This window comes from Enterococcus sp. AZ079, from assembly GCF_050547255.1.
GTDB classification, from domain to species: domain Bacteria; phylum Bacillota; class Bacilli; order Lactobacillales; family Enterococcaceae; genus Enterococcus_D; species Enterococcus_D casseliflavus.
In genome coordinates this window covers 1,822,414-1,848,911 of the sequence record NZ_CP172955.1, presented here as the reverse complement: position 1 = coordinate 1,848,911, position 26,498 = coordinate 1,822,414, and the positions used below count along the sequence as shown (strand labels likewise).

Annotated in this window: 29 protein-coding genes; 27 read left to right on the top strand and 2 right to left on the bottom strand. The window is 42.4% G+C overall.

Going from position 1 to position 26,498, the window contains the following annotated elements; translation table 11 throughout:
- The first annotated feature begins 9 nt into the window (after positions 1-9).
- From IGJ15_RS08880 to IGJ15_RS08825, 12 genes are all read left to right on the top strand, one after another.
- Complete coding sequence (locus IGJ15_RS08880) at positions 10-699, top strand: amino acid ABC transporter permease (RefSeq protein WP_005225900.1); 690 nt, start codon at positions 10-12, stop codon at positions 697-699.
- A gap of 16 nt (positions 700-715) precedes the next feature.
- A complete protein-coding gene (locus IGJ15_RS08875; RefSeq protein ID WP_005225901.1) occupies positions 716-1,441 on the top strand; it encodes an amino acid ABC transporter ATP-binding protein in 726 nt (241 codons plus the stop codon).
- 359 nt (positions 1,442-1,800) lie between these two features.
- The gene (locus IGJ15_RS08870) at positions 1,801-2,325 is read left to right on the top strand and encodes a YqeG family HAD IIIA-type phosphatase (protein WP_005225903.1); all 525 of its coding nucleotides are present in this window, start codon (positions 1,801-1,803) and stop codon (positions 2,323-2,325) included.
- Position 2,326: 1 nt separating this feature from the next.
- Positions 2,327-3,445: a ribosome biogenesis GTPase YqeH gene (gene yqeH / locus IGJ15_RS08865; protein WP_010748089.1), complete on the top strand. Its 1,119-nt coding sequence runs from the start codon at positions 2,327-2,329 to the stop codon at positions 3,443-3,445.
- A gap of 15 nt (positions 3,446-3,460) precedes the next feature.
- Positions 3,461-3,772 carry a ribosome assembly RNA-binding protein YhbY gene (gene yhbY / locus IGJ15_RS08860; protein WP_005225905.1) on the top strand — a complete coding sequence of 104 codons (312 nt, stop codon included), beginning with the start codon at positions 3,461-3,463 and terminating at the stop codon, positions 3,770-3,772.
- Between the two features lie 12 nt (positions 3,773-3,784).
- Positions 3,785-4,426 carry a nicotinate-nucleotide adenylyltransferase gene (locus tag IGJ15_RS08855; protein ID WP_005225906.1) on the top strand — a complete coding sequence of 214 codons (642 nt, stop codon included), beginning with the start codon at positions 3,785-3,787 and terminating at the stop codon, positions 4,424-4,426.
- Complete coding sequence (gene yqeK / locus IGJ15_RS08850; protein WP_005225907.1) at positions 4,416-5,015, top strand: bis(5'-nucleosyl)-tetraphosphatase (symmetrical) YqeK; 600 nt, start codon at positions 4,416-4,418, stop codon at positions 5,013-5,015. Before IGJ15_RS08855 ends, yqeK begins: the two co-directional genes overlap by 11 nt.
- Positions 5,016-5,026: 11 nt before the next feature.
- Positions 5,027-5,368 (top strand): ribosome silencing factor, encoded by a 342-nt coding sequence (gene rsfS / locus IGJ15_RS08845; RefSeq protein WP_034695537.1) that lies wholly within the window; start codon positions 5,027-5,029, stop codon positions 5,366-5,368.
- Positions 5,368-6,096 (top strand): class I SAM-dependent DNA methyltransferase, encoded by a 729-nt coding sequence (locus IGJ15_RS08840; RefSeq protein WP_034695540.1) that lies wholly within the window; start codon positions 5,368-5,370, stop codon positions 6,094-6,096. The genes rsfS and IGJ15_RS08840 overlap by 1 nt, the downstream gene beginning before the upstream one ends.
- A gap of 27 nt (positions 6,097-6,123) precedes the next feature.
- Positions 6,124-7,290 carry a nucleotidyltransferase gene (locus tag IGJ15_RS08835; protein ID WP_194186099.1) on the top strand — a complete coding sequence of 389 codons (1,167 nt, stop codon included), beginning with the start codon at positions 6,124-6,126 and terminating at the stop codon, positions 7,288-7,290.
- Positions 7,291-7,369: 79 nt separating this feature from the next.
- Positions 7,370-8,092 carry a YebC/PmpR family DNA-binding transcriptional regulator gene (locus IGJ15_RS08830; RefSeq protein ID WP_005225911.1) on the top strand — a complete coding sequence of 241 codons (723 nt, stop codon included), beginning with the start codon at positions 7,370-7,372 and terminating at the stop codon, positions 8,090-8,092.
- A gap of 215 nt (positions 8,093-8,307) precedes the next feature.
- Entirely contained in the window at positions 8,308-8,967 is a 660-nt protein-coding gene (locus tag IGJ15_RS08825) for a hypothetical protein (protein WP_005225912.1), read from the top strand.
- A gap of 57 nt (positions 8,968-9,024) precedes the next feature.
- Here IGJ15_RS08825 and helD read toward each other — a convergent pair whose 3' ends face one another.
- Positions 9,025-11,304: an RNA polymerase recycling motor HelD gene (gene helD / locus IGJ15_RS08820; protein ID WP_194186098.1), complete on the bottom strand. Its 2,280-nt coding sequence runs from the start codon at positions 11,302-11,304 to the stop codon at positions 9,025-9,027.
- 140 nt (positions 11,305-11,444) lie between these two features.
- Here helD and IGJ15_RS08815 point away from each other — a divergent pair, with 140 nt between their 5' ends.
- The 12 genes from IGJ15_RS08815 to rbfA all read left to right on the top strand — a co-directional run bounded on the left by IGJ15_RS08815 (position 11,445) and on the right by rbfA (position 21,927).
- Positions 11,445-12,317 carry an aminoglycoside 6-adenylyltransferase gene (locus tag IGJ15_RS08815; RefSeq protein WP_194186097.1) on the top strand — a complete coding sequence of 291 codons (873 nt, stop codon included), beginning with the start codon at positions 11,445-11,447 and terminating at the stop codon, positions 12,315-12,317.
- The gene (locus IGJ15_RS08810) at positions 12,287-12,784 is read left to right on the top strand and encodes an ASCH domain-containing protein (protein ID WP_005235615.1); all 498 of its coding nucleotides are present in this window, start codon (positions 12,287-12,289) and stop codon (positions 12,782-12,784) included. Before IGJ15_RS08815 ends, IGJ15_RS08810 begins: the two co-directional genes overlap by 31 nt.
- 88 nt (positions 12,785-12,872) lie before the next feature.
- Positions 12,873-13,049, top strand: a complete 177-nt coding sequence (locus tag IGJ15_RS08805) for a 2-hydroxymuconate tautomerase (protein ID WP_005225916.1) — start codon at positions 12,873-12,875, stop codon at positions 13,047-13,049.
- A 311-nt stretch (positions 13,050-13,360) separates the two neighbouring features.
- Positions 13,361-15,301 carry a threonine--tRNA ligase gene (gene thrS / locus IGJ15_RS08800; RefSeq protein WP_194186096.1) on the top strand — a complete coding sequence of 647 codons (1,941 nt, stop codon included), beginning with the start codon at positions 13,361-13,363 and terminating at the stop codon, positions 15,299-15,301.
- 174 nt (positions 15,302-15,475) lie between these two features.
- Positions 15,476-15,910, top strand: coding sequence for a DUF4234 domain-containing protein (locus IGJ15_RS08795; RefSeq protein ID WP_008378150.1), 435 nt, complete (start codon positions 15,476-15,478; stop codon positions 15,908-15,910).
- Complete coding sequence (locus IGJ15_RS08790) at positions 15,910-16,248, top strand: DUF2752 domain-containing protein (protein ID WP_194186103.1); 339 nt, start codon at positions 15,910-15,912, stop codon at positions 16,246-16,248. The genes IGJ15_RS08795 and IGJ15_RS08790 overlap by 1 nt, the downstream gene beginning before the upstream one ends.
- A gap of 206 nt (positions 16,249-16,454) precedes the next feature.
- The gene (rimP, locus tag IGJ15_RS08785; protein WP_008378146.1) at positions 16,455-16,928 is read left to right on the top strand and encodes a ribosome maturation factor RimP; all 474 of its coding nucleotides are present in this window, start codon (positions 16,455-16,457) and stop codon (positions 16,926-16,928) included.
- 21 nt (positions 16,929-16,949) lie between these two features.
- Positions 16,950-18,164, top strand: a complete 1,215-nt coding sequence (gene nusA, locus IGJ15_RS08780) for a transcription termination factor NusA (RefSeq protein WP_008378144.1) — start codon at positions 16,950-16,952, stop codon at positions 18,162-18,164.
- A gap of 16 nt (positions 18,165-18,180) precedes the next feature.
- The gene (gene rnpM, locus IGJ15_RS08775; protein ID WP_005225922.1) at positions 18,181-18,477 is read left to right on the top strand and encodes an RNase P modulator RnpM; all 297 of its coding nucleotides are present in this window, start codon (positions 18,181-18,183) and stop codon (positions 18,475-18,477) included.
- Positions 18,470-18,772 (top strand): YlxQ-related RNA-binding protein, encoded by a 303-nt coding sequence (locus IGJ15_RS08770; RefSeq protein ID WP_005235626.1) that lies wholly within the window; start codon positions 18,470-18,472, stop codon positions 18,770-18,772. The genes rnpM and IGJ15_RS08770 overlap by 8 nt, the downstream gene beginning before the upstream one ends.
- A 12-nt stretch (positions 18,773-18,784) precedes the next feature.
- Positions 18,785-21,544 carry a translation initiation factor IF-2 gene (infB, locus tag IGJ15_RS08765; RefSeq protein ID WP_194186095.1) on the top strand — a complete coding sequence of 920 codons (2,760 nt, stop codon included), beginning with the start codon at positions 18,785-18,787 and terminating at the stop codon, positions 21,542-21,544.
- Between the two features lie 32 nt (positions 21,545-21,576).
- Positions 21,577-21,927 carry a 30S ribosome-binding factor RbfA gene (rbfA, locus tag IGJ15_RS08760; RefSeq protein WP_005225925.1) on the top strand — a complete coding sequence of 117 codons (351 nt, stop codon included), beginning with the start codon at positions 21,577-21,579 and terminating at the stop codon, positions 21,925-21,927.
- 51 nt (positions 21,928-21,978) lie between these two features.
- On the opposite strand, the gene IGJ15_RS08755 is transcribed toward rbfA, so the two are convergent.
- Positions 21,979-22,557, bottom strand: coding sequence for a phosphatase PAP2 family protein (locus tag IGJ15_RS08755; protein WP_194186094.1), 579 nt, complete (start codon positions 22,555-22,557; stop codon positions 21,979-21,981).
- Positions 22,558-22,679: 122 nt separating this feature from the next.
- On the opposite strand from IGJ15_RS08755, the gene truB reads away from it, so the two are divergent.
- The 3 genes from truB to yfcC all read left to right on the top strand — a co-directional run bounded on the left by truB (position 22,680) and on the right by yfcC (position 26,493).
- Positions 22,680-23,606, top strand: a complete 927-nt coding sequence (gene truB / locus IGJ15_RS08750; protein ID WP_118214884.1) for a tRNA pseudouridine(55) synthase TruB — start codon at positions 22,680-22,682, stop codon at positions 23,604-23,606.
- A 2-nt stretch (positions 23,607-23,608) separates the two neighbouring features.
- Positions 23,609-24,562: a riboflavin biosynthesis protein RibF gene (gene ribF, locus IGJ15_RS08745; protein ID WP_201689011.1), complete on the top strand. Its 954-nt coding sequence runs from the start codon at positions 23,609-23,611 to the stop codon at positions 24,560-24,562.
- 239 nt (positions 24,563-24,801) lie between these two features.
- Positions 24,802-26,493, top strand: coding sequence for a putative basic amino acid antiporter YfcC (gene yfcC, locus IGJ15_RS08740; protein WP_170927566.1), 1,692 nt, complete (start codon positions 24,802-24,804; stop codon positions 26,491-26,493).
- Positions 26,494-26,498: the final 5 nt, after the last annotated feature.

The following is a 26,498-nucleotide window of genomic DNA, read 5'->3' as shown; positions in this document are numbered from 1 at the left end:
GACACAATTATGGATTTATCCTTTTTAGCGATATATTACCCTTATTTTCTTTCTGGTGTGGTGATCACCATCGTGATCTCTATCATCACCGTGATCTTTGGAACGATTCTAGGGGTGATTTTCGCCCTAATGAAATTATCAAAAGTGACGCCTTTGCGCTGGTTTGCTAATGCGTATATTGAAGTCATCCGCGGCACACCGATGCTGGTGCAGATATTGATCGCTTTTGGTCTTTTGCAAGGAATGTTTGCCTTGCCGACGGTCTCGATCGGCGTGTTGAGTCTTGATTTTGGGCGGCTATTTCCTGGGATCATTGCGCTCTCGCTTAATTCTGGGGCATATGTTGCTGAGATCGTCCGAGGGGGAATCAATGCCGTTGATTACGGTCAAACAGAAGCGGCTGGTTCTTTAGGGTTGCGGCCTTTTCAAACGATGCGTTATGTCGTATTGCCACAAGCACTACGCAACATTTTGCCGCCACTAGGCAATGAATTTATCGTTTTGATTAAGGATTCCTCTTTGCTTTCAACGATCGGCATCTACGAGCTGATGAACAGTGCGCAGATCGTTGTCACCAGTTCTTTCCAACCATTAACGCCTTTCTATGTGGCGGCGGTCATTTACTTCATCTTGACGTTTACGACTTCGCGACTATTGAGTTTATGGGAAAAGAAACTAGGCAAAGGCTATCGTCGTTAAAAGGAGAAGACAAGCTATGATGTTAGATATTCAAGATTTACACAAAACCTTTGGCAGCAATCAAGTGCTAAAAGGGATCACAACGACGATCGATCAAGGAGAAGTCGTTGTGGTGATTGGGCCATCTGGGTCAGGAAAAAGCACGTTTTTACGCTGTTTGAACCTATTAGAAGTACCGACAAGCGGAAAAATCTTTTTTGAAGGAACCGATATTACCGATCCAAAGAATGATTTGTATAAGATGCGTGAAAAAATGGGTATGGTATTTCAAAATTTTAATCTTTTTCCGAATATGACGGTTTTAGAAAACATTACTTTGTCCCCGACGAAAGTCAAGAAGGTAGCAAAATCGGCGGCTGATCAGTTGGCAAAACAACTACTAAATGATGTTGGCTTACCAGACAAAGCAAAAGCCTATCCTCAAAGTCTTTCTGGTGGACAAATGCAACGAATCGCTATCGCACGTGCCTTGGCGATGGAACCAGACGTGATGCTCTTTGATGAACCGACTTCAGCGTTAGACCCAGAAATGGTTGGCGAAGTATTGTCCGTCATGCAGCGTTTGGCTCAGCAAGGAATGACGATGGTCATCGTCACTCATGAAATGGGCTTTGCGAAAGAAGTCGCGGATCGGATTTTATTTATGGATCAGGGAATCATTATGGAGGAAGGAACGCCAGAACAGATCTTTGATCATCCGAAAAATCCACGAACCATTGATTTTTTGAGTAAAGTATTGTAAACTGCGAGAAGTTCGCAGTTGTTAGTGATAAATTTGGACCTTTCCTAAGCATCCTTTCAGTAAAAGGATGCTTTTTTGACGGAAAAAAGACTACTTTAAAGAAGTGATAGGACAAACGGTTGTCTTGGCAGGTTCCTTTTTCAGTTCTTTTACAAGAAACCTGCAGAAACTGGCGCACTTGCTAGTATTCAAAAAGATTCTATTGTATAATTACAGGTTGAAGAGGTCTGATCTTGATAGAAACCATCTGCGTGATTGTAGGCAGATCGGACTGTTTCTTTTTAAGGATCGACAATTTGGATCGATGACTAGTCGCCGATTTTTAATACGTGAAGAAATCATGCAGCAAAGGAGATTTTATGTTTTCAAATTATAAACCGACTTGGATGGTCGATGCGATTTATAAAATCACCCCTAGCCAACTAAAGGCACAGGGGATCAAAGGGATTTTGACCGATCTTGATAATACCTTGATTGCTTGGAACAATCCTGACGGAACCGAAGAACTAAAAAACTGGCTACTGGAAATGAAAAATGCTGGGATACCGGTAGTTGTCGTTTCCAACAACAATAGTGAACGAGTGGCACGGGCAGTTGCGCCCTTTGGTTTAAAGTACGTACACCGCGCATTAAAACCCTTTTCAAGAGGGATCAAACAAGGCTATCAACAATTAGGCTTGAAAAAAGAAGAGGTCGTGATGATCGGCGATCAAATCATGACGGATGTACGAGGTGCCAATCGTGCCGGTGTTCGCAGTATTTTAGTGAAACCAGTGATCCCAACGGATTCTTGGAAAACCCAATTTAATCGAGCCGCAGAAAGAAAAATCATGAACTATTTATTGAAGCACAACCCAGAGTTAAAATGGCGTGGAGGAATTTAATATGACAGAAGGAATCGAAGAAATTCACTGTATCGGCTGCGGGGCAGTGATTCAGACAACGAACCCCAATGAATTGGGCTACACCCCGCAATCCGCATTAGAAAAAGGACTTGAATCAGGAGAAGTCTATTGTCAACGCTGCTTCCGTTTGCGCCATTACAATGAAATCCAAGATGTTTCCCTTACCGACGATGATTTTCTGCGTCTACTGAATGAAATCGGGGAAAAAGAAGCCTTGATCGTTAATGTCGTTGATATTTTCGATTTTAATGGTTCATTGATCCCAGGACTGCACCGCTTTGTCGGCAATAATCCTGTTTTATTAGTGGGCAACAAGGTGGATATTTTACCAAAATCTTTGAAAAAATCGAAGATGACCCAATGGATGAAGGAACGTGCTCATGAAGCTGGTTTAAGACCAGTGGATGTATTATTGACGAGTGCCAAGAAGCCAGGTGAAACGGAAGCTTTACTGCAAGCGATCGAAACGTATCGTGAAGGACGCGATGTCTATGTGGTGGGTGTGACGAATGTTGGAAAATCAACATTGATCAATCAAATCATCAAACAAACAGCGGGGATCAACGAATTGATCACGACTTCGCGTTTCCCAGGAACCACATTGGATAAAATCGAGATTCCATTGGATGACGGACACTTCTTGATCGACACACCAGGAATCATTCATCGTCATCAAATGGCGCATTATTTAGGTAAAAAAGATCTAAAAATCGTGGCACCAGCCAAAGAGATCAAACCAAAGGTGTATCAGTTGAATCCAGAACAAACTTTGTTCTTAGGAGGACTTGCCCGATTTGATTTCATTCAAGGAGAACGCAGTTCATTTATTGCTTATGTAGCAAATGATGTGGCGATCCATCGGACCAAATTAACGAAAGCCGATGAGTTTTATGAGAAACATGTTGGTGGGCTGCTGCAGCCGCCGCGAGCAGATGAAGTGGCGGATTTTCCTGAACTCGTCCGTTTCGAATTTTCAATCAAAGAAAAAACCGATATCGTTTTTGCTGGACTTGGCTGGATCACGATCACCAAACCGTGTGTCATCGCTGGGTGGGCGCCAAAGGGTGTCGATGTGCTTAGACGTAAAGCATTAGTATAAGGAAGAAGGAAGAATATGGACTTACGAGGAAAACAAAAAAGATTTTTACGAAGTGAAGCGCACCATTTAAACCCGATTTTTCAAATCGGCAAAGGCGGCTTGAATGACGCGATGATGGCGCAAATTGAGGAAGCGCTAGAAAAACGAGAATTGATCAAAGTCTCATTGCTCCAAAATACTGATGAGGTTGCTGACGAAGCAGCTGAAACGATCCGTGAGAAAGTCGGCTGTGAAGTGGTACAGATCATCGGACGAGTGATCGTTTTATTCAAACCGTCAAGCAAAGAAAAATACCAAACGATTTCAAGCAAAGTTCGTTCAATTTAGGAGGGAGAAGGCATGCAAGGACAAACATTTGGAAAGGTACAAACGGTTTTAGAGACACAAACACAAGAACTTGTACCGAAAAAGCAAGTGGGCATTCTTGGTGGGAATTTTAATCCAGTACACTACGCACATCTGGTTATGGGTGAGCAAGTAGGGCAAGCATTAGGGCTGGATAAAGTTTATTTCATGCCTGAGTATTTACCGCCTCATGTTGATGAGAAAAAGACGATCCCAGCTGAGCACCGCTTGGCGATGTTGGAGTTGGCGATCGCCGATAATCCGCGATTTGCTGTAGAGACCATTGAGTTGGAACGAAAAGGTAAGAGTTATACGGTTGATACGATGCGGGAATTGACAGCTAAGAATCCAGATACCAATTATTATTTTATCATTGGCGGGGATATGGTGAACTATTTACCAAAATGGCATCAAATCGATGAGCTGATGGAATTGGTGACTTTTGTGGGGGTTCGTCGTCCAGAAGTGCCGATCGATAGCCCATACCCGATTATTTGGATCGATATCCCGCTAATGGATGTCAGCTCAACAACAATTCGTAAAAAAGTGCAACAAGGTTGTTCGGTTCGCTACTTATTGCCAGATAATGTGTTACACTATATTCAAGAAAAGGGGTTGTACTTGGATGAAGAGTGAACACTACACACAAGCAGAACGGGAACTTTTGATGCAAAAGGTCCAAATGCAGATGAGTCAAAAGCGCTTTGAGCATGTGTTAGGTGTCGAAAAAACGGCCGTTGCCCTTGCGGAAAAATATGGTGCTTCACCGGTCAAAGCCAGCATCGCCGCCTTGACGCATGATTATGCGAAAGAACGCAGCGATGAAGAATTTCAATTAGTCATTCGTAGAGACGGATTCGACTTGGATCTCTTGAACTGGAACAATGCCATCTGGCATGGACTTGTCGGTGCTGATTTCGTTCAACGAGAATTAGAAATCGATGACGAAGAAATCTTACAAGCGATCCGTTTGCACACCACCGGAGCTGCTAAGATGAGCCTGTTAGATAAAATCATCTATGTGGCAGATTATATCGAACCCGGACGTACGTTTCCTGGAGTCGTTGAAGCCAGAGAGATCGCAATGATTGACTTAGATGCCGCTGTTGCTTACGAAACGAAACATACCTTGCTTCATTTGATCGAAACAGAAGCAGTTATCTACCCAAAAACGATCGAAACCTACAATTTTTGGGTAGCCAAATATAGGAGGGAATTACCATAGATAGTCAGAAAATATTAGAAATTGCTGTAAAAGCCGCCGATTCCAAACATGCCGAAGATATTATGGCATTAGATGTGCGGGAAATCTCTTTGCTAGCAGATTACTTTGTGATCTGTTCAGGAAATAGCGAACGTCAAATCAATGCGATCATTGATGAAGTCATCGATAAAGAAGAAGAAAATCAAGTATCTGTTCGCCGTGTCGAAGGAAAAGATGGTGGAAAATGGGTCTTGATCGACTTAGGTGACGTGATCGTTCACGTATTCAGTGCCTCAGAACGTGCTTTTTACAACCTAGAAAAATTATGGTCTGATGCGCCGCTGGTGGATCTTAATGAATGGGTCGTGGCGTAATGGCTTACGAAACCTTCGCATTTGTCTATGACGAAGTAATGGATTCCAGTCTCTATAAAAAGTGGCTGGATTTTTCTTGTCGTCATTTAGGAAAAAGAAAACAGCTGTTAGAATTGGCTTGTGGAACTGGTGCGTTAGCCGTTGAGTTTGCCAAGGCTGGTTTTGACGTGACTGGGTTAGATCTTTCAGAAGAGATGCTGATGATCGCTAGTCAACGGGCTGAAAAAGAAGAGGCGGCTGTGCAATTTGTTGCGGGTGACATGCTGGATCTCGTAGATGTTGGCACCTATCAAGCAATTACCTGCTATTCTGACTCCCTTTGCTACATGGAAGACGAGCAGAGTGTGCAGCAAGTGTTTGATGGTGTTTACAGTTGTTTAGAAGAAGATGGCGTCTTTTTATTTGATGTGCATTCCGTATATCAAATCGATGAAGTCTTTCCTGATTATAGCTATCATTACCAAACCGATGAATTTGCCTTTCTTTGGGAAAGCTATCAAGGCGAAAAAGACCATAGCATTGAACACTTCTTGACCTTTTTTGTTGCACAAGAGAATGGGTTGTTTGAACGCTTAGATGAGCTTCATCAAGAAAGAACCTATCCTCTTGAAAGCTATTTAAGAATGTTAGAAAATGCTGGTTTTGCTAATGTTGAATGCTACGCTGATTTTATCGATACAAAACCAAATGAAAAAAGCCGTCGCTGGTTTTTTGTCTGCCATAAGTAACCGTTATGTAAAACAGGAGGGATGTCGATGAAGGCTTGCGGACTAGTCGTAGAATATAACCCTTTTCACCATGGCCACCAATACCATGTGGACAAAGCCAGGCAAGAAACCAACGCTGATGTCATTGTAGCTGTGATGAGTGGGAATTTTTTACAGCGTGGCGAACCAGCAATCATCGATAAATGGCAACGAGCCCAAGCGGCATTGCAAAATGGCGTCGATTTGGTCGTTGAACTGCCATCCGCTTGGGCCGTCCAGTCTGCTGATTTTTTTGCAGAGGGAGCGATTAGGATCTTACAAAATCTGCAATGTGATTCTTTGTGTTTTGGAACAGATGCGAAACAACCCTTTGACTATGCAAAGTTCGCTCAGTTTGAAAAAGAAAATCAGCGGATGATCGATGACGCATTTCAACGCATAGCTAGGCAAAATGCTACCTATAGTAAAAAAATGAGTATGGTCCTCAGTGAGCTTTATCCTGAGTACCATGCAGAAAAAGACCAGCCGAATCATCTGTTGGGTATGGCGTATGCACGGGAAGTGCTGCATTATGAAAAACCAATGCGTTTGGTCCCCATCCAACGCGTTGCGGCGTCTTATCATTCAGAACAATTCGATCATCCAACAATCGCCAGTGCAACAGCCATTCGCCAAGCAATCAAACAAGGTGCAGCTGTTGTGGATTTTGTTCCTGAAGCCACACAAAACTTTCTTTCACAAGCAACAGTCGACTGGGAAGCCTTTTGGCCGTATCTTCAATACCAGATCATTTCTGCCCCAATCGAAAAATTAGCTGCTATTTACCAGATGGAAGAAGGACTAGAATATCGACTAAAACAATATGTGACGGCGGCGGATTCTTTTGCAGATTTTATCAAGTTGTTAAAGACAAAACGCTATACCCAAACGAGACTGCAGCGTCTTGCTTGTTATGTATTGTTCCAAGTGACAAAAGCTGAAATGAAGGAAGCTCAAGAACATTCCTTTATTCGAGTCTTAGGGTATACGAAGCAAGGGCAGCACTATTTAAAAGAGGTCAAAAAAGAGCTGACCCTGCCGCTGATCGCTAAATTTGGTAAGCAAGAAGCACAGCGCTATGGCTTGTCATTGCGGATCGACCAGATTTATCAGCAAGGGAATCCTCAAATCACAGAACAAAATTTTCGAAGAATTCCGCTTTTTATTGATAAATAAGTGAAAATTACTTCACAGAACGCCATTTGACAAGTATAATGAATAAGGATTTTTAAAAACAAGAAAGCGAAGTGAAATCATGGGTCGTAAATGGGCAAATATCGTAGCGAAAAAAACTGCTAAAGATGCAAACAATAGCCGAGTTTATGCAAAATTTGGAATCGAAATCTACGCAGCAGCAAAATCGGGTGATCCTGATCCTCACGCGAACCAAAAATTACGCTTTGTTATCGAACGTGCGAAAACCTACAATGTGCCAAAACACATTATTGACCGTGCGATTGAAAAAGCCAAAGGTTCTGGCGATGAACAATACTCAGAACTTCGATACGAAGGATTTGGACCAAATGGATCAATGGTGATCGTCGATACGTTGACAAATAACGTCAACCGTACCGCAGCCGATGTTCGGGCCGCTTTTGGTAAAAACGGCGGGAATATGGGTGTTTCAGGGGCCGTTGCTTATATGTTTGATAACACGGCACTCTTTGGCTTTGCCGGTGACGATGCGGATGAAATCTTAGAATACTTGATGGACAAAGAGATCGATGTTCGTGATGTCGTTGAAGAAGATGGACAAATCATCGTTCACGGTGAACCAAGTGACTTCCATGCCATTCAAGAAGCCTTGAAAGAAAAAGGAATCACTGAATTCTCAATTGCAGAAATGCAAATGATTCCTCAAAATGAAGTAACCTTGACGGGTGACGATCTAGAAAAATTCGAAAAAATGATCGATGTGTTAGAAGATCTTGAAGACGTACAAAACGTCTATCACAATGTGGCAGATGCGGAAGAATAAGTGTCACTTGGCAGCCTAGAGACAATCTGGCTGCCATTTTTTTAGTATGTTTTTTTATGTAGAGGCTTTGTCGCTTATGCAAGAGAAATAATGAAGCGGTAGCGTTGCTCATTTACTGAAAATTCTTCTGTGTTGATCATCTTTTCAGTTGGTTTCTATACATTTTATGTGTTATGATTTACTACATAAGCAAACAAATCGTTAGGGGGGCAGACATGGAAGAAAAAATCGTTTTAGAGCCATTTAATCGAATCTTAAGTGGTTTTGAAAAGCTAGCAGAAGTGTCTGTATCGATTTCTGACTGCTCGGCTCTTTGTCGGAAATATCAAAAGTATGGGGTAGAAGGGTATCGTCTAGGTGATTATCGTGGTTCTTCTTATTTGAATCGTTATTTAAATGTCGTCGTTGATCGCGCACCCTTATTAATTTATAAAGAGCGATTCTTGATTCCATTAGTCTTTCGCATGTCGGAATACTCTGAACGGCTCTTTATCGATGAGTATCGAATGGAAGGGTTCTTCTTGCTGTTGGATTGGCTTTTAGAGCACCGACCAGAAAAAGCAATTATTGATTATAAACGAACGCGTGCTTTGCCTCATAGAAAAGAATTTGTCATCGACAGTTCCTATGTACTTTTTCGATTGACAGAAATTCTGGATGGCGCTGGCTTTCCTCTTAGTCGCTTTACGACGATTGAAGAATTTAGTGAGTGGAATCGTACCCATCGCTTGATCGATAACGGCAGCATTGGACGACATACAAAATTATTCGTTCCAGAAGATCCCGAACACGTTTCTGAGCTGCAAATGATTTTAACCATCGTAGGGATGCGCTATCCAGAAACCCGTTTATTTATTGGCGAGTTAAAAGGCTAAAAAAACATCACGATCGGCTTGTTTCCTTTGGGAACTCGCCGATCGTGATGTTTTTTGTTATCCGATCGTTGATGCTTCTTGGAACTGATAAGTGGTAGGATCAGCTTTTGCTAGCAGCGGCAATTCCTCTTGGGTGAGGACGGTCAACTGATGCATCGCCCGTGTCGCCATTGTATAAAAAATCAATTGGTCTTGTTCAGTCACGAAAGTGGAACCTGGTGTCCAGACAAATACTTGGTCAAACTCTAGCCCTTTTGCTAAAAAGGCCGGGAAGATCATCACATTGCGTTTCATGAAGTCTTCTTCAGAGGTGATCAGCTGCACTTGTTCCTGCATTGTTTCTGCCAGCTGGGCATATAACTGCTGGCAATCCTTTGCGGTTTTACAAATGATCGCGGTGCGCCAACGCTGATTCTCAGCGGCGTCACGAATACTGGTTTCTAGGAAAGCCAGATTTTCAGTTGCAGTTCCTTTAACAATTGTTGGTACCGCCCCTTTACGAGCCGTCAATTCCACTTGATCACTGCCAACTAAAAATTGATTGGCGAAATCTGTGATTTCCTTAGTCGAACGATAGCTGGTTTTCAATTGATAACGTTTCACACTTTCGCGGGGGAATAATTCTGCTAATGCCCCGACGATCGTTTCATTGCCATACACTTTTTGATTCAAATCGCCGCACAGGGTGATGCCAGCCTTTGGATAAAGCTGACGCAGTAGAGCCACTTGTGCTGGTGGAAAATCCTGCATTTCATCGATAAAGATAAACCGAGCTTTTTCTTCGACGTGAACAGGATAAAGCTGTTTGATCAGTAAGAAAAACAAAACGGCGTCTTCTTGTTTGATCTGTCTTTGGCGCATGCCTTGTCGAATATCGGCAATACTTTGCTGCCAAGCCGCAGCCTCGATGCCAGTTTCTTTGACTGCAGCAGACTCAACCGATTGTAAAAAGTGTAAGTATTGCTTGGCTTGGTTGATAAACTGAAAGTTTTTCACTCCCCGCGTCAAGGAACGGAACTTCTTGCGGACGATCTGCTGTCTAAGTTTCTTCCGCAAACGGCGTTCGTTTTCTTCGCTGTATTCTTGATGAGGATCATTGGCAAATACTTGTTGCAATTGTTCTTCGGTCGCTTCTTTGACCCAGTCTTTTTTGGCTTCATCTTTTTCCAAGCCGCCGATTTTTTTTAATAATTTCGTTTGAAGCAGTTGGGTTCTTTGGTAAATCGGCAGTTCGTTATTGGTTTCTTGATACCAGCGGCGAATCTGTTCTTTTGTCAAATAGGTTTGCCCTTGGATTTTTAGATCACGGAACAAGGGACCGATCGGTGCAATCGAACGGACATAACGGTTGATTTTTTCCACCAAGAAAAGACTACTTTTGATTTTTTCAATGGCATCATCATCGCCGCTTAAAAAGGTTTCTTCTTGTTGGGTTTCTTTCGTCACTTCATAGCCAGTCAGAATCAATTGGATAAAGTGGTGGAAGGTTCTTGTGGGCACTTCACTTTCACCTAAAGAAGGCAGGACCATGGAAATATAGTCAGAAAACAAATGATTGGGTGAAAACAGCAAGACTTGTTTTTCGTCCAACCATTTGCGATTCCGATAAAGTAAAAAGGCGACCCGCTGCAACAAAGCAGAGGTTTTCCCACTTCCAGCAATCCCTTCGATCAGTAAGAATTTATTGGTGGTATCACGAATGATTTGATTCTGTGCTTTTTGGATCGTCGAAACGATGTTACGCATTTGAGAAGAAGAGGCTTCATCCAATATTTCCAACAAAAATTCGTCATTGATGATCTCCGAAGTATCGACCATCGACAAGATTTCACCATTTTGAATTTTAAATTGGCGTTTCAAAAGCAATTCTACCGTAAACCGATCAGTGTCTGTTTCGTAGAAGGTCTCACCAAGCTCTCCTTCATAATAAAGATTGGCGATCGGTGCGCGCCAGTCGATGACGATCGTTTCTTCATCTTTGTCTCGCAATGAAGCGATCCCCAAATAGAGGGTCTCGGTTTCTTGTTCTTCTTTGAAATCGATTCGAGCAAAATACGGATTGCCCGCCATCGTTGTTAAGGTTTTGACGCGTTTTTCTTGTGATTCTGCGGTTTGGTATTTTATCAGCAATTCTTGTTCATGCTGCTGGTACTCGATCACTGATTCATAAAAGGCTTCACTGTCGCCCCCGCGAATTTTCTTATCGGCGATTTCTTTTAATTGATCATCCATTTTAGCGGCTAACTCTTGTTTTTGCTGCGAAAGGATCGCTTGTTCTCTGTGGATCAGAGCAATGGTTTCATTGACATGTTGTTGTTCTTTTTGACGTTCGTTCACGAAGGATCCTCCTTAAAAAAATTGCGACATAAAATTATAGCATATTTTCCCTGCGAATGTCGTGGAAAAAAAGAAACTATGCTAATATTTATAAAAAGAGCTTAGGTGTTCAAAAACGAAACGAAAAAGAGGTGGAGACGGTGAGGGAAGAAGCAGAATTGCACCAATTGATCCTGTCTGTGGGGCAACGTGTTGGGGCACGTGCCATCGGTTTATCTGGTTCACGGACCGATCCACAGGCGCCAAAAGATTTTTTGCAAGACTTTGATGTGGTTTACGTAATGGATGATATTCAGCCCTTGGTCGATGATCCTTCATGGTTAGAAGCCTTTGGACCGATCATGATCAGGCAAACACCGGAAGCTAGCACCATCTATCCGCCAAGTTTGGGCGGGTGTTTTACGTACTTGATGCATTTTTTAGACGGAGTAAGAATCGATCTCATGCTATGTCCTCTTGCACTGGTCGATCGTCTGGCTAACGAACCAGGCTTGCAGCCGCTGCTTGATCCAGACCAAATACTAAGTTTTGCTAATCAAGCAAATCATTCGCATTACTGGATCAAGCGCCCGACCCAAGCCGCTTTTCAGGAACACTGCAACGAATTTTGGTGGGTAAGCACGTATGTCGTGAAAGGGCTGCTTCGAAAGCAGCTGATTTATGCTGCGGATCATTTATACACTATTTGTTGGCAAGAATTGTTATGGATTGAAGATTTGTTCGTTGCCCAAGCTCAGCAATTTCAGGTGAGTACAGGGAAAAATCATAAATACCTACAGGAGTTTCTAACGGAAAAGGAGTGGCGGGAATTGACCTCATTGCTTGATTTTTCCACGATCACTGCCTGCGGTCAGTCCCTCTTGAAGATGCAAAAACGATTTGATAAGCAAGCAAAGAAAATCAGCGAGAAATTAGGGTTGGCCTATGATTGGCAAGAAGCTGAGAATGTCCAAACATATACGAAGTATTGGAGTGAAAAAAATTGGCAGATGAGACCAGAGAACCAAAAATAAAAGACAGTCAGATTCAAGCGTTTTGGCAGCGGTTTTTAAAAGCAAATCCAAGAAATCAATCTTCTCTGACCTATGAAGATGCTTGGTCCTTTGGTGATACTTCAGAAATGGCGGATGAACTGGCAGCACTTGTTTTAGCTGGCAAAAAGACAGCGACGACCTCCGCCGCTGCGCTCTATGAAATCGAGCAAGAAGCATTGCCACAATCAGAAACGTATAGTGTCCTTTTAGATGGTTCGGATGTACCAAGAGCTGTTCTTTATTTAGAGTCAGTGTCGATCGTGCCATTTGATGAAGTGACAGCAGCGTTTGCCTTTTTAGAAGGGGAAGGAGATCGCACTTTGGCTTATTGGCGCCGTGTTCATGAAGCTTTTTTTCGACGAGCTTATGCCTCAGCGGGGTTGTCTTTTCACGATCAAATGCTATGCGTTTGTGAAAAGTTTTCTGTCGTGTATCAGGAGGAATAAAGACACGTTTTTCTTTGGAAATCATGGGAATAGCTTTTGTCTTTTTGAAAAAGGTGTATAATCAAAAGCAAACAAAGGAGGAAATCGTATGCCATTTATTCATGTCGAACTAGTTGAAGGGCGTTCGCAAGAACAACTGACGAATATGATGAAAGAAATCACTGAGGCGGTCCATAAAAATACGGGTGCCCCTAAGGAGCATATCCATGTCATCATCAATGAAATGAAGCAAGGAACCTATGCTGTGAATGGCGATTGGAAATAATTCTCTTGCTTTTTCTTGTAGGTAGTGGTTTAATTGAGCCATAATCGATCAATAAAAAAGACACCTGAGTTTGAGAGTCTTCGATAAGAGAGGGAAATCTTGGCTGAAAATTTCCTGGAAGAAAACCAAAGGATGACCACTTTTTTTAGACCTCTGTCGAAACGGAGGCGGTTGAACCGTTATCTCATGAAGAGGAAAACAGACTTTTTCTGTTTTCGAACAATAGGTGGAACCACGAGTGATCGTCCTAGTATCGTAACCGATACTAGGACTTTTTTATTGATTGAAATCATTCAAAGGAGGACATTCATATGTCATTATTTATTACATTTCCTGATGGCGCAAAAAAAGAATTTGCTGTTGGGGTAACAACTAAAGAGATTGCTGAAAGTATCTCGAAAAGTCTTGCAAAAAAAGCCTTAGCTGGAAAAGTCAATGGACAACTGATCGATCTTTCACGTCCGATCGAAGAAGATGCAACGATTGAGATCGTGACACCCGATCATGAAGACGCCTTAGGTTTACTTCGTCATTCGACAGCTCATTTAATGGCTCAAGCCATGCGCAGACTCTATCCATCGATCCATTTTGGAGTAGGACCTGCAATTGATTCTGGTTTTTACTATGACACAGACAATGGGGAAAACCCAGTAACTGCGGAAGATCTACCAGCAATCGAAGCAGAAATGATGAAAATCATTAAAGAAAATCTGCCAATTGAACGACGTGTATTAACAAAAGAGGAAGCTTTGGCTCTTTTTGCTGAAGATCCATACAAAGTTGAGTTGATTACAGAATTACCAGATGACGAAACGATTACTGCCTATCAGCAAGGAGAATTTGTTGACTTATGCCGCGGCCCTCATGTCCCATCGACAGGTCGTATCCAAGTGTACAAATTGTTATCAGTAGCCGGAGCCTATTGGCGTGGAAGTTCTGACAACCAGATGATGCAAAGGGTATATGGAACAGCCTTTTTCGATAAGAAAGACTTGAAGGAATTTATTCGTTTACGAGAAGAAGCAAAAGAACGCGATCATCGTAAATTAGGGAAAGAATTAGAATTGTTTATGTTGTCCCCTGAAGTCGGCGCGGGTTTGCCTTTCTGGTTGCCAAAAGGAGCCACGATCCGTCGTACGATCGAGCGTTATATCGTGGATAAAGAAGTTAGCCTTGGGTACCAACACGTATACACACCAATCATGGCAAACGTGGATTTATACAAAACATCAGGGCACTGGGATCATTACCACGAGGACATGTTCCCACCAATGGATATGGGGGATGGCGAAATGCTGGTTCTACGACCAATGAATTGCCCACATCACATGATGGTTTACAAAAATGACATCCATTCGTATCGTGAACTACCAATTCGGATCGCTGAATTAGGAATGATGCACCGCTATGAAAAATCAGGGGCACTATCAGGGTTGCAACGGGTTCGGGAAATGACCTTAAATGATGGTCATACATTTGTTCGTCCTGATCAAATCAAAGAAGAATTCAAACGGACACTGGATCTTATGGTGGGCGTTTACGAAGACTTTAATATTACTGACTATCGTTTCCGTTTAAGTTATCGCGATCCACAAAACAAAGACAAATATTTTGATGACGATGCGATGTGGGAAAATGCGCAAACAATGCTAAAAGCGGCCATGGATGAATTAGAATTGGATTATTTTGAAGCTGACGGTGAAGCAGCTTTCTACGGACCTAAACTAGATGTCCAAGTGAAAACAGCTTTAGGTATGGAAGAAACCTTGTCAACGATCCAATTGGATTTCTTATTGCCTGAACGGTTTGATCTAACATATGTTGGTGAAGATGGCGAAAACAATCACCGTCCAGTGGTGATCCACCGCGGAATCGTTTCAACGATGGAACGTTTTGTGGCTTACCTGACAGAAGTCTATAAAGGGGCATTCCCGACTTGGTTGGCACCAATCCAAGCATCGATCATTCCGGTCTCAGTCGAAGCCCACAGCGACTATGCTTACGAAATCAAAGAACGCCTGCAAGCGCAAGGACTGCGAGTGGAAGTGGATGACCGCAACGAAAAAATGGGGTATAAGATCCGTTCATCACAAACCCAAAAAATTCCTTACCAAATTGTTGTTGGGGATCAAGAAGTCAATGATGCGACAGTCAATATCCGTCGCTACGGCAGCAAGGAGACCCAAGTCGAAGAATTGAATTTGTTTGTTGATGCAATGGCTGCTGAAGTGAAAAATTATAGTCGAGCATAGCTTTTGGTTCAAAGAAAACGAATGATTTTATAGTATAGGCACCTGCTTTCAGTAGGTGCTATTTACTTTTTTTAATCTATATAAAATAAAATATTTAGATTTTTTTTGTTTTTGTGAATAAAATCGTGTATAATTAGTAAGTGATAAAAAGGAATAAACTAGAAGGAGTTTGTGATGAATTATAATTACGGAGTTAGAAAGAAATCGGTTGTATCGGTCATTTTATTAACATTTATTACTTGTGGCATTTATACATTCTTTTGGATGTACCAAACAACCAAAGAGCTGGCAGAATACAGCGGGGATAATCGTCTTTCGCCAGAAACGTCGATTTTACTCACGATCCTTACTTGTGGATTGTATCAAATTTATTGGTGGTACCGAATTGCGGATATCTTTATGAGTGCACAACAACGAGCGAATATGCCTCGTCTGAGTGACAACAAAATTCTTTTTGTCGTCTTGAGCCTGTTTGCTTTTGATTTCATCAACATGGCGATTTTACAAGGTGATATGAACCAAATGTGGGAAGCGGCTGATCAAAATGCCATGACCTCATCTAACAATACAAACGATTCGTCTGATTCAGATGATTGGGTAGATTATTGATTTGTCCGTTTAAATGGTTAACGGGGTTTCCTTGTCCAGGTTGTGGCATGACGCGCGCCTATTTGCACTTATTTCAGGGTAATCTTGAAGGTGCGCTGCATTTTCATCCCTTGTTTTGGTTAGTGCCGATCGTATTCGGAATTGTTTTATTCAAAAAAAATCCGAAAATCAGCAAACTTTACTACAGTCACAACCTGTGGGTGACATTGACACTTTTGGTACTAGTGGTTTATGGTGGTCGGCTCTGGCTTCATTTCCCACATGACGCGCCAATGGACTTTGATCCAGAGAGCATTTTCCCACAACTACTACGTCGGATTGGTCAAGTGATTCACTAACAGCCATTCACCCAAGCATTAAAAATCTTTAAGAAAATACTTTGTTTTTTCTGAAAGCGAAGGGAACATGCGACAGTAGTTGAATCTTTATGAAAATTGTGTTATATTTACAATGTAATGATACTTAGAGTGAGTGAGCGGTTTTTTCGCTCACTCTTTTTAATGGAATGAAGTTCGTTTCGTTGAGAAATAAAGGAGGCGATGTTGTGAGTACGGTAGTGGAAACTGTTACAGATATAGTGACCCCTATTCTGGATGCGCAAAAATTTGAATTAGTTGAAGTAGAATTCGTGAAGGAAGGGAAAAATTGGTTTCTTCGTGTGTTCATTGATAAAGAAGGCGGAATCGATATCGAGGAATGTGCCTTTGTCAGTGAACAACTTAGTGAACAATTAGACCAATGCGAACCTGATCCTATTCCACAGGCCTATTTCTTGGAAGTTTCTTCCCCTGGCGCCGAGCGTCCATTGAAGAAAGAAGCAGATTATCAACGGGCAGTCGGCGAGTACATTCATGTTTCTTTATATCAACCGATTGATGGAGAAAAACAGTTCGAAGGCTTTTTACAGTCATTCGACGAAAATCAGCTAGTTATGAAGACCCGAATCAAAACCAGAGAAAAAGAACGAACGATCGACCGGAAAAATATTGCCAAAGCTCGTTTAGCCATTCAATTTTAAACACGGAGGAATGAAAGAATCATGAGTAAAGAAATGTTGAATGCATTGGATGCATTAGAAGCAGAGAAAGGCATTTCAAAAGAGATTGTCATCGATGCCTTGGAAGCGGCATTGGTTTCAGCGTACAAACGTCATTACGGGCAAGCACAAAATGTGGAAGTAGAATTTGATCAGAAAAAAGGCAATATCCACGTCTATGCAGTCAAAGAAGTGACAGAAGAAGTCATGGACTCGCAACTAGAGGTTTCATTAAAAGAAGCGATGACAATCAACCCCGCTTATGAAATCGGCGACAAAATCCGCTTTGAAGTAACGCCTAAAGACTTTGGTCGTATTGCGGCGCAAACGGCAAAACAAGTCATTTTGCAACGGGTCCGTGAAGCGGAAAGAAACATTATCTATAACGAATTTAGTGCGTACGAAAAAGACATTTTGCAAGGAATCGTTGAACGCCAAGACAATCGTTATATCTATGTAAACTTAGGCAAAATTGAAGCCGTGCTTTCAAAACAAGACCAAATGCCAAATGAGTTTTATCAACCCCATGATCGGATCAAAGTATTCGTTTCTCGTGTTGAAAATACTTCAAAAGGGCCTCAAGTATTCGTTAGCCGCAGCCATCCAGATTTGCTGCGCCGATTATTTGAACAAGAAGTGCCAGAAGTATATGATGGTACTGTAGAGATCGTAAGTATTGCTCGTGAAGCAGGGGATCGTGCCAAAGTTGCTGTTCGTTCCTTTGATGCCAACGTCGATCCAGTCGGCACTTGTGTTGGCCCTAAAGGTCAACGGGTTCAAGCGATCGTTAATGAACTAAAAGGCGAAAACATGGATATCGTGGAATGGAATGAAGATCCAGCGATCTTCATCGCCAATGCGTTGAATCCAGCAGAAGTCAGCGACGTTATTTTTGATGTTGATAATCCGAAGGCTTGTACTGTTGTCGTGCCTGATTACCAACTATCATTAGCGATCGGTAAACGCGGACAAAATGCTCGCCTAGCAGCCAAATTGACTGGCTTCAAAATCGATATCAAATCAGAAACAGACATGGAAGAATTTTATGCGAAGCTGGATGAAGGCGACTATATCGATGAGTATGATGCCAACGCTTCAGAAGCTGCTGAAGAAATCAGCACAGAAGCAACAGAATCTGCAGAAACAGTTGATGAAGCGATCCTTCCATCAGACATGACTGCGGATGATTATGAAAATGTTGAGTTTGACGAAAAATAGTTGAGGTGAGATCGTGATGAAAAAACGAAAAATTCCTTTACGAAAATCAGTGATTTCAGGCGAAATGCTACCTAAGAAAGAAATGCTTCGTATCACTCGTTCAAAAGAAGGCGTTGTTTCCATCGATCCGACAGGAAAAATGCCAGGTCGGGGAGCTTATATAGCGATCGAACCGGCTGAAGCCCAGAAAGCATGGGATAAGCGTATCTTGGATCGAGTGCTGGAAACGAAATTGACAGATGAATTTTACCAAGAACTATTGGACTATGTAACGCACCAAAAAGCGCGAAAAGAGTTATTTGCAAATGAATAAAACCAAAGCATTAAATATGTTAGGACTAGCCATGCGTGCTGGGAAATTAGTAACTGGTGAAGAAATGACTTTAAAAGAGATTCGCAATGAGAAAGCTGCTTTAGTCATTATCGCCAGTGATGCTGGTAAAAATACACAAAAGAAAATTAAGGACAAAAGTTCTTATTACGAAATTCCGCTCCTAGATGCATTTTCTGCTGATGAAATCAGTGCGGCCATTGGGAAACCAAGAATGGTCATTGGCATCTTAGATCAAGGATTTGCAAGGAAGGTGCAGGAATTAATATTAGGTTAGGAAGGTGATTGCATGGGAAAAAAAAGAATTTATGAACTTGCAAAAGAATGGAATAAGTCGAGCAAAGAGGTTGTTGAAAAAGCACAATCTTTAGGCTTTGATGTCAAAAATCATATGGGCGCGATCTCAGATGGAGAGGCGCAAAAATTGCAGCAGTCATTAGGCGGCAATCCAAATGGTAAAACATCTGCAAACTCAAATCCCGCAAATCAGAAACCAGCCAACCAGCCGGAAAAACAAGAACAAAAGAAATTTAAAACGCAAAGAAATAATCCTAACTTCCAAAACCGTCATAACAATCAAAGTCAACAGCGAACTACGCAAAGCAATAACCGTCCTGCTGGTCAAGGACAAGTAGATCGCACGAACAGTCAAGGAAGTAACAGACCAAATAACCAAGGAAGTCATAATCGAGTGAATAACCAAGAGAATCGTAACAATCAAGGGCAACAAAACCGCCCAACAAACCAAGGACAACAAAACCGTCCGAATAATCAAGGGCAACAAAATCGCCCAACAAACCAAGGACAGCAAAACCGTCCAAACAACCAAGGGCAACAAAATCGTCCGAACAATCAAGGACAGCAAAACCGTCCAAACAACCAAGGGCAACAAAATCGTCCGAACAATCAAGGACAGCAAAACCGTCCGAATAATCAAGGGCAACAGAATCGCCCAACAAACCAAGGACAACAAAACCGTCCGAATAATCAAGGGCAACAAAATCGCCCAACAAACCAAGGACAGCAAAACCGTCCAAATAACCAAGGGCAACAAAACCGTCCAGCCGCTCAATCTGCAGGAAATACGCAAGGGGCAGACCGCAACAACAACCGTACGCAAGGCTCGAATGATTCCCGTGGAGGAAATCAAAACCGCGGCAAGTCAAATTACGGTGGACGCAATAACAATTTCAACAACAACAATCGCAATAAATTTAACAAAAAAGGGAAAAAAGGCCGTCAGCAGACGGAAAAGAAACCGCCAGTTCCAGCACGTAAATTCCGTGAACTGCCAGAAGTATTGGAATATACAGAAGGCATGAACGTAGCGGATATCGCGAAAAAAATCTACCGTGAACCAGCAGAGATCATCAAGAAGCTCTTTATGATGGGGGTTATGGTCAATCAAAACCAACCTTTAGATAAAGATACGATTGAACTGCTTGCTACCGATTACGGAATCGAACCACAAGAAAAAGTTCAAGTGGATATCGCAGATATCGATAAATTCTTCGAAGCAGAAGAACAAATTGAAGAGAATTTAGTATCACGACCACCTGTTGTTACCATCATGGGTCACGTTGACCACGGGAAAACAACATTGCTTGATACATTACGTCATTCACGCGTAACAAGTGGTGAAGCTGGAGGAATCACGCAGCATATTGGGGCTTACCAAATCGACATCAATGGCAAACCAATCACTTTCTTAGATACTCCTGGACACGCGGCGTTCACCAGTATGCGTGCACGGGGAGCAAGTATCACTGATATTACGATTTTAGTTGTCGCAGCTGATGATGGTGTCATGCCGCAAACGGTGGAAGCGATCAACCATGCGAAAGCAGCAAAAGTGCCAATCATCGTTGCAGTTAACAAAATCGATAAACCAGGTGCTAACCCTCAACATGTGATGCAAGAATTAAGTGAACATGAGTTGATCCCAGAAGCTTGGGGTGGGGATACGATCTTCGTTGAAATCTCAGCGAAATTTGGGCAAAACATTGAAGAATTGCTTGAAATGATCCTCTTAGTAGCAGAAGTCGAAGATTTGAAAGCTGATCCTACCCAACGAGCGATCGGTACCGTTATTGAAGCGCGCCTTGATAAAGGCAAAGGTCCTGTAGCAACACTATTGGTACAACAAGGAACTCTTCATGTTGGTGATCCAATCGTTGTAGGGAACACTTTCGGTCGTGTCCGCGTGATGACGAATGATTTAGGTCGTCGTGATAAAGCAGCTGGACCTGCAACGCCAGTCGAAATCACAGGATTGAACGATGTCCCTCAAGCAGGTGACCGTTTCGTTACCTTTGAAGATGAAAAAACGGCTCGGGCAGCAGGTGAAGAACGTGCAAAACGTGCCTTGATGGAGCAACGCGCATCAAGCAGTCGTGTGACATTGGATAACTTGTTTGAAAGTCTAAAAGAAGGCGAACTGAAAGAAGTAAATGTCATCATCAAAGCAGACGTACAAGGTTCAGCTGAAGCATTAGCTGCTTCATTGAAGAAAATCGATGTTGAAGGTGTGCGAGTGAACATCGTCCATTCAGCCGTTGGTGCAATCAATGAAAGTGATGTAACGCTAGCAGCAGCAAGTAATGCCATCATCATCGGATTTAACGTACGTCCAACACCGCAAGCCAAACAGCAAGCGGAAGCGGAAAAAGTCGATATTCGTTTGCATCGCATCATCTACAAAGCGATCGAAGAAATCGAAACCGCGATGAAAGGGATGCTTGATCCTGAATTCGAAGAAAAAATCACTGGTCAAATGATCGTTCGTGAAACATACAAAGTATCTAAAGTGGGCACGATCGCAGGTTGCTACGTAACGGAAGGCAGTATTCGCCGTGACAGTGGCGTCCGCGTGATCCGTGACGGCATCGTTATCTATGAAGGAAAACTTGCCAGCTTGAAACGCTTCAAAGATGATGTCAAAGAAGTGAAGCTAGGGTTTGAATGTGGCGCGATGATCGAGAAATTCAACGATCTTAAAGTTGATGACGTGATCGAAGGCTATGTCATGGAAGAAGTACCGACAAAATAACGGAATGACAACTATACAAGGAGGCTTTTTGAATGGCTAACTATCGAGATCGCCGAGTGGCGCAAGAAATCTTAAAAGAAGTCAATCAAATTCTTCGTAAAAAAGTTCGTGATCCTCGCGTGCAAGATGTGACGATCACAGATGTACGAGTAACTGGAGATTTACAGCAAGCAACGATCTTTTACAGCACCCTAACGGACTTAGCTTCAGATAAGCAAAAAGCCCAAGCAGGACTGGAAAAAGCAACTGGCTTGGTTCGTCGTGAATTAGGTCAAGCGTTAACGCTCTATAAAGTTCCAGAAATCCAATTCGAATTGGATGAATCAGTACAATACGGGAATAAAATTGATGAAATGATTCGCGCATTGCACTCAGAAGAATAAAAAAAAGAGCAGCTTCCAATCGAAGCTGTTCTTTTTTATTTGAAAAGAGCATCAGGTATTCATCAGTAAAGTAACCAGTCCAGCAACACCTGCCCCTAAGAGCCAACCACCGATCACATCTGTTAAAAAATGGATTCCTAAGTAGACTCTGCTAAAGCCAATCATAAAGCTAAGCAAAATTGCCAGTAAGGTCATCGGGATGACAGCTGAGGGAACCAATTGTCCAAGATTCAAGGCGATCGTTCCATACATGGCAGCGGATGTGGCAGCATGAGCACTAGGAAAGCTGTGATCTTTTTCTTCAACTAAACGATGATCAATAGGACGATCTCGTCGGACGATTCGTTTGATCAAGTAAGCAGCTGCTGATACTATGAAGATACTGACTGCTGTTTTTGGTGCAAGATCCGCCCGCGATAATGGAAAGGCAAACAACAGTAAAGCAATCGCAACTGTCGGAAAGGCTTTTCCTAAATTGGTAAAAAAGTGCATCATGCGCGTCAAAGAGGGCGTACGGCTTTGGATGATCTGCAAAGCAAACGCTTCTTCCCAACGCTGCATCGTGCCGAGCTGAATCATGATCAAAAAAATGGCAAATCCAATAAATGACCCTATCGTTAAAACAACCATTTTAGGACCTCCTTATATGCTTAGTTTATCATGTAATGAGAAAGAGCGAAAAGGATTTTGTCGTGCAATGAATTTTTTTTATATGTTATAATAAGCAAGTTGAAGTGAAATGGAGGAATACGATGGACGGGATTTTACCATTATGGAAAGAGCGTGGACAAACAAGTCACGACTGCGTGTTTAAATTACGAAAAATATTAAAGACAAAAAAAATCGGACACAGCGGCACACTAGATCCTGACGTGGATGGTGTCTTGCCCATTTGTATCGGAAAAGGAACGAAGATCGTCGAATACTTGGTTGATTCTGGAAAAGTCTATACCGGGGAAATCACTTTGGGCTTCAGTACCACTACAGAAGATCGGTCGGGGGATATCGTTGAACAACAAGCACTAACTCGTCCGTTTACGAAGGAAGAGATCGATCAGGCAATGAAACAGTTGACGGGGACGATTACCCAGATCCCGCCGATGTATTCGGCGGTCAAAGTCAATGGCAAACGACTTTACGAATATGCTCGTAACAATGAAACTGTCGAGCGGCCACAGCGCAAAGCAGAAATTTATTCCTTTGAACGAATTTCAGAGCCGATTATTCATGAGGACAATACGCAAAGCTGGCGTTTTGAAGTTGCTTGTGGAAAAGGGACCTATGTTCGCACATTAGCGGTCGACACAGGGAAATTGCTGGGTGTACCCGCGCATATGTCTGATTTGACTCGCCTAAAAAGCGGTGGTTTTTCAAAAGAACAATCCTACACGATTGCAGAGGTGCAAAAGGCAGTCGATGAACAACGTGTTTCGGAACTACTACTACCTTTAGAATACGGGGTATCAGAATTTCTTCAAGTGACGATCGATGCAGACCTCTGGCAGAAAGTAAAAAATGGCATGCGTTTGCCCTTCAGCGCGTTTGGATTACCAAAGCGCCCAGAGGAATTAGTGGCGATTTTTTATCGAGAACAATTGATCAGTATCTATAAAGCTCATGACAAATACCATGATATGATGAAACCGGTAAAAGTCATCCGTACAGAAATAGGAGAATGAATATGGAAATCATTGAAATAAGACACCCTTATGATCACGCAGCGATTCCTGATGAGGAGATCGTCTTAGTTTTAGGCTTTTTCGATGGCGTACATTTAGGTCATCAAAAAGTCATTGAAACAGGACGAAAGATTGCAGAGGAGAAAGGGTTAAAATTGGCGTTGATGACCTTTAATCAGCATCCCTCGATCGTTTTTCAAAAGGTTGATCCTGAAAAAATGCAATACCTGACCAGTTTGCCGCAAAAAGAAGCGCACCTGGAACAACTTGGGGTAGATATTCTTTATATCATTGAATTTACTTCTGCTTTTGCAAATTTGGCACCGCAAGTATTTGTAGATGAATACATGATCGGACTGCATGCAAAAGTTGTTGTTGCAGGTTTTGACTATACCTATGGCAAGAAAGAGATAGCCAACATGGCGCTTTTGCCAACCTATGCAGAAGGACGTTTTGAAGTCGTGACTGTCGCGCAAGAATCGTTTCATGAGGAAAAGGTCAGCTCCACACGCATTCGCTCTGCACTACAAAATGGTGATATGGTGCAAGTCAATCGCTTGTTAGGGTATATTTATGAATTTGAAGGAACCGTCGTTCACGGTGATGCTAGAGGACGAGAACTTGGGTTTCCAACCGCAAATATCAAAGTGAAGAGCACCGTTCGGTTGCCAAAAGAAGGCGTCTATGTGACGGAAATCAAAGTTGGTGACAAGTGGTATCCATCGATGGGATCGATTGGTCACAATGATACGTTTGGTCAAGGTCGCCAGTTAACAGTAGAGATTTATATTCTCGATTTTCACCAAGATATCTATGGTGAAACCGTGACGATCCGTTGGCATCATTTCTTACGTGATCAAGTCGCTTTCAATGGCGCACAAGCGTTGATCGAGCAATTAAAGCAAGATGAACGAGACACTGAAGCTTATTTTGATGGGCTTTCTGAAGAAAACTAGTCGTTCGTAGTGAAAAGAAGCGTTTCTGGCTTCTTTTCACTTTTTCTTTTTCTCTCTTTTTATAACGTAGTTTATTTGAATTCTAATGCTTTCCCCATGAGGAAAAAACGTTTTTTCGATATACTAAAAAATAGGCTAAAATGATAATTTATGCAGTACGCTGCAAAGGGAAAGGGAGAGAAAAAGTGACAATTGGAAAAAAAGCGAAAAAGGGGAAAGAAAAGAAAGATTTAACCAAAATGAAAACGCCGCATACGTATGTCATCATTTTTGGGGTCGTGCTGTTGGCATGGTTGCTGACTTTCTTAGTTCCTGCTGGGAAATTTAGTACACAAGAAATCGAGTATACCGATGCAAATGGGGACATAAGTACCAGAACGGTCTTGATGCAAGATTCGTTTCGTTATGCCTACCCGTTAGATAACGAATACGTCTATCAACAGTTGAATCAATTGGAAGACGATCCACAAGAGCTGGAAGAATTAGATGTCGATCCTGAGGCTTTAGCAGCTGTTCTAGCTGAAGGGCCTAAAGAGTTGTCCCAGAGTCAATTAGATGAGGTCGGGCTAACGGATGACACCCTTTACAGCCTTTATGGCGAAAAGATTTATGATACTTCAGAAAAACTGCATAAAACAGCCAAGGTTTGGGGAACCGATGACTTTGGCGGTTTCGGCTTTTTAAATTTTGTTTTTGAAGGGTTGGTTTCTGGCGACAAATACGGCTCAGCAGTAGGGATTGCAGCACTGATTTTAGTGGTCGGTGGTGCATTTGGTATTATCATGCAAACGGGAGCGATCGATGCGGGGATTTTTGCATTTATCAGTAAAACCCGTGGATTAGAACGTTTGGCATTGCCACTGTTGTTCTTTGCTTTTTCATTTGGTGGTGCTACTTTTGGGATGGCAGAAGAAGTCATTCCGTTTTCGATGGTCATGGTGCCTTTCGTGATCGCATTAGGGTATGACTCGATCGTGGCGGTCACTGTCACCTATGTCGCCTCCCAGATTGGGAATGCCACCTCGTGGATGAGTCCATTTAGTGTGGCAGTGGCTCAAGGGATCGCAGGTATTCCCGTTCTTTCAGGCGCAACGTTCCGAATCATCATGTGGGTCGTGGTTACCGCATTATCCGCAGGATACCTCATGATCTATGCCGAAAGAATTCGCAAGAATCCTGAGAAATCGCTCACGTATCAATCAGATGCGTATTTTCGAAATCATCTTGAAAAAACCTCCAGTGAGCAAAAACCATTTTTATTAGGTCATAAATTGATCTTGGTTGAAATGCTGGCGGTCTTGATCTGGATCGTATGGGGTGTGACACAAAAAGGCTATTATATTCCCGAGATCGCTTCTCAATTCTTTGTTATGGGCTTAGGGGCAGGAATCATAGCGGTTCTTTTCAAATTAGAAAATATGGGCTTGAATGATGTGGCGAGTGCCTTTCAATCAGGGGCCTCAGAATTAGCGGGAACTGCAATCGTTGTAGGGATGGCCAAAGGGATTCTTCTGGTTCTCGGCGGTTCTGATGCCAACGTGCCGTCAGCCTTGAATACGATTTTGCACAGCATCGGTGGTTTGTTAAGCAATGTTCCAGCATTTATTGGGGCATGGTTCATGTACATTTTCCAAAGCTTCTTCAATTTGATCGTGACCTCCAATTCAGGTCAGGCTGCATTGACCATGCCGATCATGGCGCCATTAGCTGATCTTTTAGGTGTTTCCAGACAGATCGCTGTATTGGCTTATCAATTAGGCTCAGGCTTCATGGATGCCTTCACTCCAGTATCGGCAAGTCTGATCGGTGTGCTAGGTGTCGCAAGAATCGAATGGGTGAAATGGGCGAAATTCCAGATCAAAATGCAAGGGTTCTTATTTGTATTAGGAACGATCTTCATCTTTATTGCAGTCGCGATCGGCTTGCAATAAGAAGC

Coding starts and splice junctions, on each gene's coding strand:
- IGJ15_RS08835 (WP_194186099.1), top strand. CDS start 6,124: ATGAAGGCTTGCGGACTAGTCGTAGAATATAACCCTTTTCACCATGGC.
- rnpM (WP_005225922.1), top strand. CDS start 18,181: ATGAAAAAACGAAAAATTCCTTTACGAAAATCAGTGATTTCAGGCGAA.
- nusA (WP_008378144.1), top strand. CDS start 16,950: ATGAGTAAAGAAATGTTGAATGCATTGGATGCATTAGAAGCAGAGAAA.
- IGJ15_RS08825 (WP_005225912.1), top strand. CDS start 8,308: ATGGAAGAAAAAATCGTTTTAGAGCCATTTAATCGAATCTTAAGTGGT.
- truB (WP_118214884.1), top strand. CDS start 22,680: ATGGACGGGATTTTACCATTATGGAAAGAGCGTGGACAAACAAGTCAC.
- yqeK (WP_005225907.1), top strand. CDS start 4,416: ATGAAGAGTGAACACTACACACAAGCAGAACGGGAACTTTTGATGCAA.
- yhbY (WP_005225905.1), top strand. CDS start 3,461: ATGGACTTACGAGGAAAACAAAAAAGATTTTTACGAAGTGAAGCGCAC.
- IGJ15_RS08795 (WP_008378150.1), top strand. CDS start 15,476: ATGAATTATAATTACGGAGTTAGAAAGAAATCGGTTGTATCGGTCATT.
- IGJ15_RS08770 (WP_005235626.1), top strand. CDS start 18,470: ATGAATAAAACCAAAGCATTAAATATGTTAGGACTAGCCATGCGTGCT.
- IGJ15_RS08855 (WP_005225906.1), top strand. CDS start 3,785: ATGCAAGGACAAACATTTGGAAAGGTACAAACGGTTTTAGAGACACAA.
- IGJ15_RS08755 (WP_194186094.1), bottom strand. CDS start 22,557: ATGGTTGTTTTAACGATAGGGTCATTTATTGGATTTGCCATTTTTTTG.
- thrS (WP_194186096.1), top strand. CDS start 13,361: ATGTCATTATTTATTACATTTCCTGATGGCGCAAAAAAAGAATTTGCT.
- IGJ15_RS08805 (WP_005225916.1), top strand. CDS start 12,873: ATGCCATTTATTCATGTCGAACTAGTTGAAGGGCGTTCGCAAGAACAA.
- ribF (WP_201689011.1), top strand. CDS start 23,609: ATGGAAATCATTGAAATAAGACACCCTTATGATCACGCAGCGATTCCT.
- yfcC (WP_170927566.1), top strand. CDS start 24,802: ATGAAAACGCCGCATACGTATGTCATCATTTTTGGGGTCGTGCTGTTG.
- IGJ15_RS08875 (WP_005225901.1), top strand. CDS start 716: ATGATGTTAGATATTCAAGATTTACACAAAACCTTTGGCAGCAATCAA.
- infB (WP_194186095.1), top strand. CDS start 18,785: ATGGGAAAAAAAAGAATTTATGAACTTGCAAAAGAATGGAATAAGTCG.
- yqeH (WP_010748089.1), top strand. CDS start 2,327: ATGACAGAAGGAATCGAAGAAATTCACTGTATCGGCTGCGGGGCAGTG.
- rbfA (WP_005225925.1), top strand. CDS start 21,577: ATGGCTAACTATCGAGATCGCCGAGTGGCGCAAGAAATCTTAAAAGAA.
- IGJ15_RS08880 (WP_005225900.1), top strand. CDS start 10: ATGGATTTATCCTTTTTAGCGATATATTACCCTTATTTTCTTTCTGGT.
- IGJ15_RS08840 (WP_034695540.1), top strand. CDS start 5,368: ATGGCTTACGAAACCTTCGCATTTGTCTATGACGAAGTAATGGATTCC.
- IGJ15_RS08870 (WP_005225903.1), top strand. CDS start 1,801: ATGTTTTCAAATTATAAACCGACTTGGATGGTCGATGCGATTTATAAA.
- IGJ15_RS08830 (WP_005225911.1), top strand. CDS start 7,370: ATGGGTCGTAAATGGGCAAATATCGTAGCGAAAAAAACTGCTAAAGAT.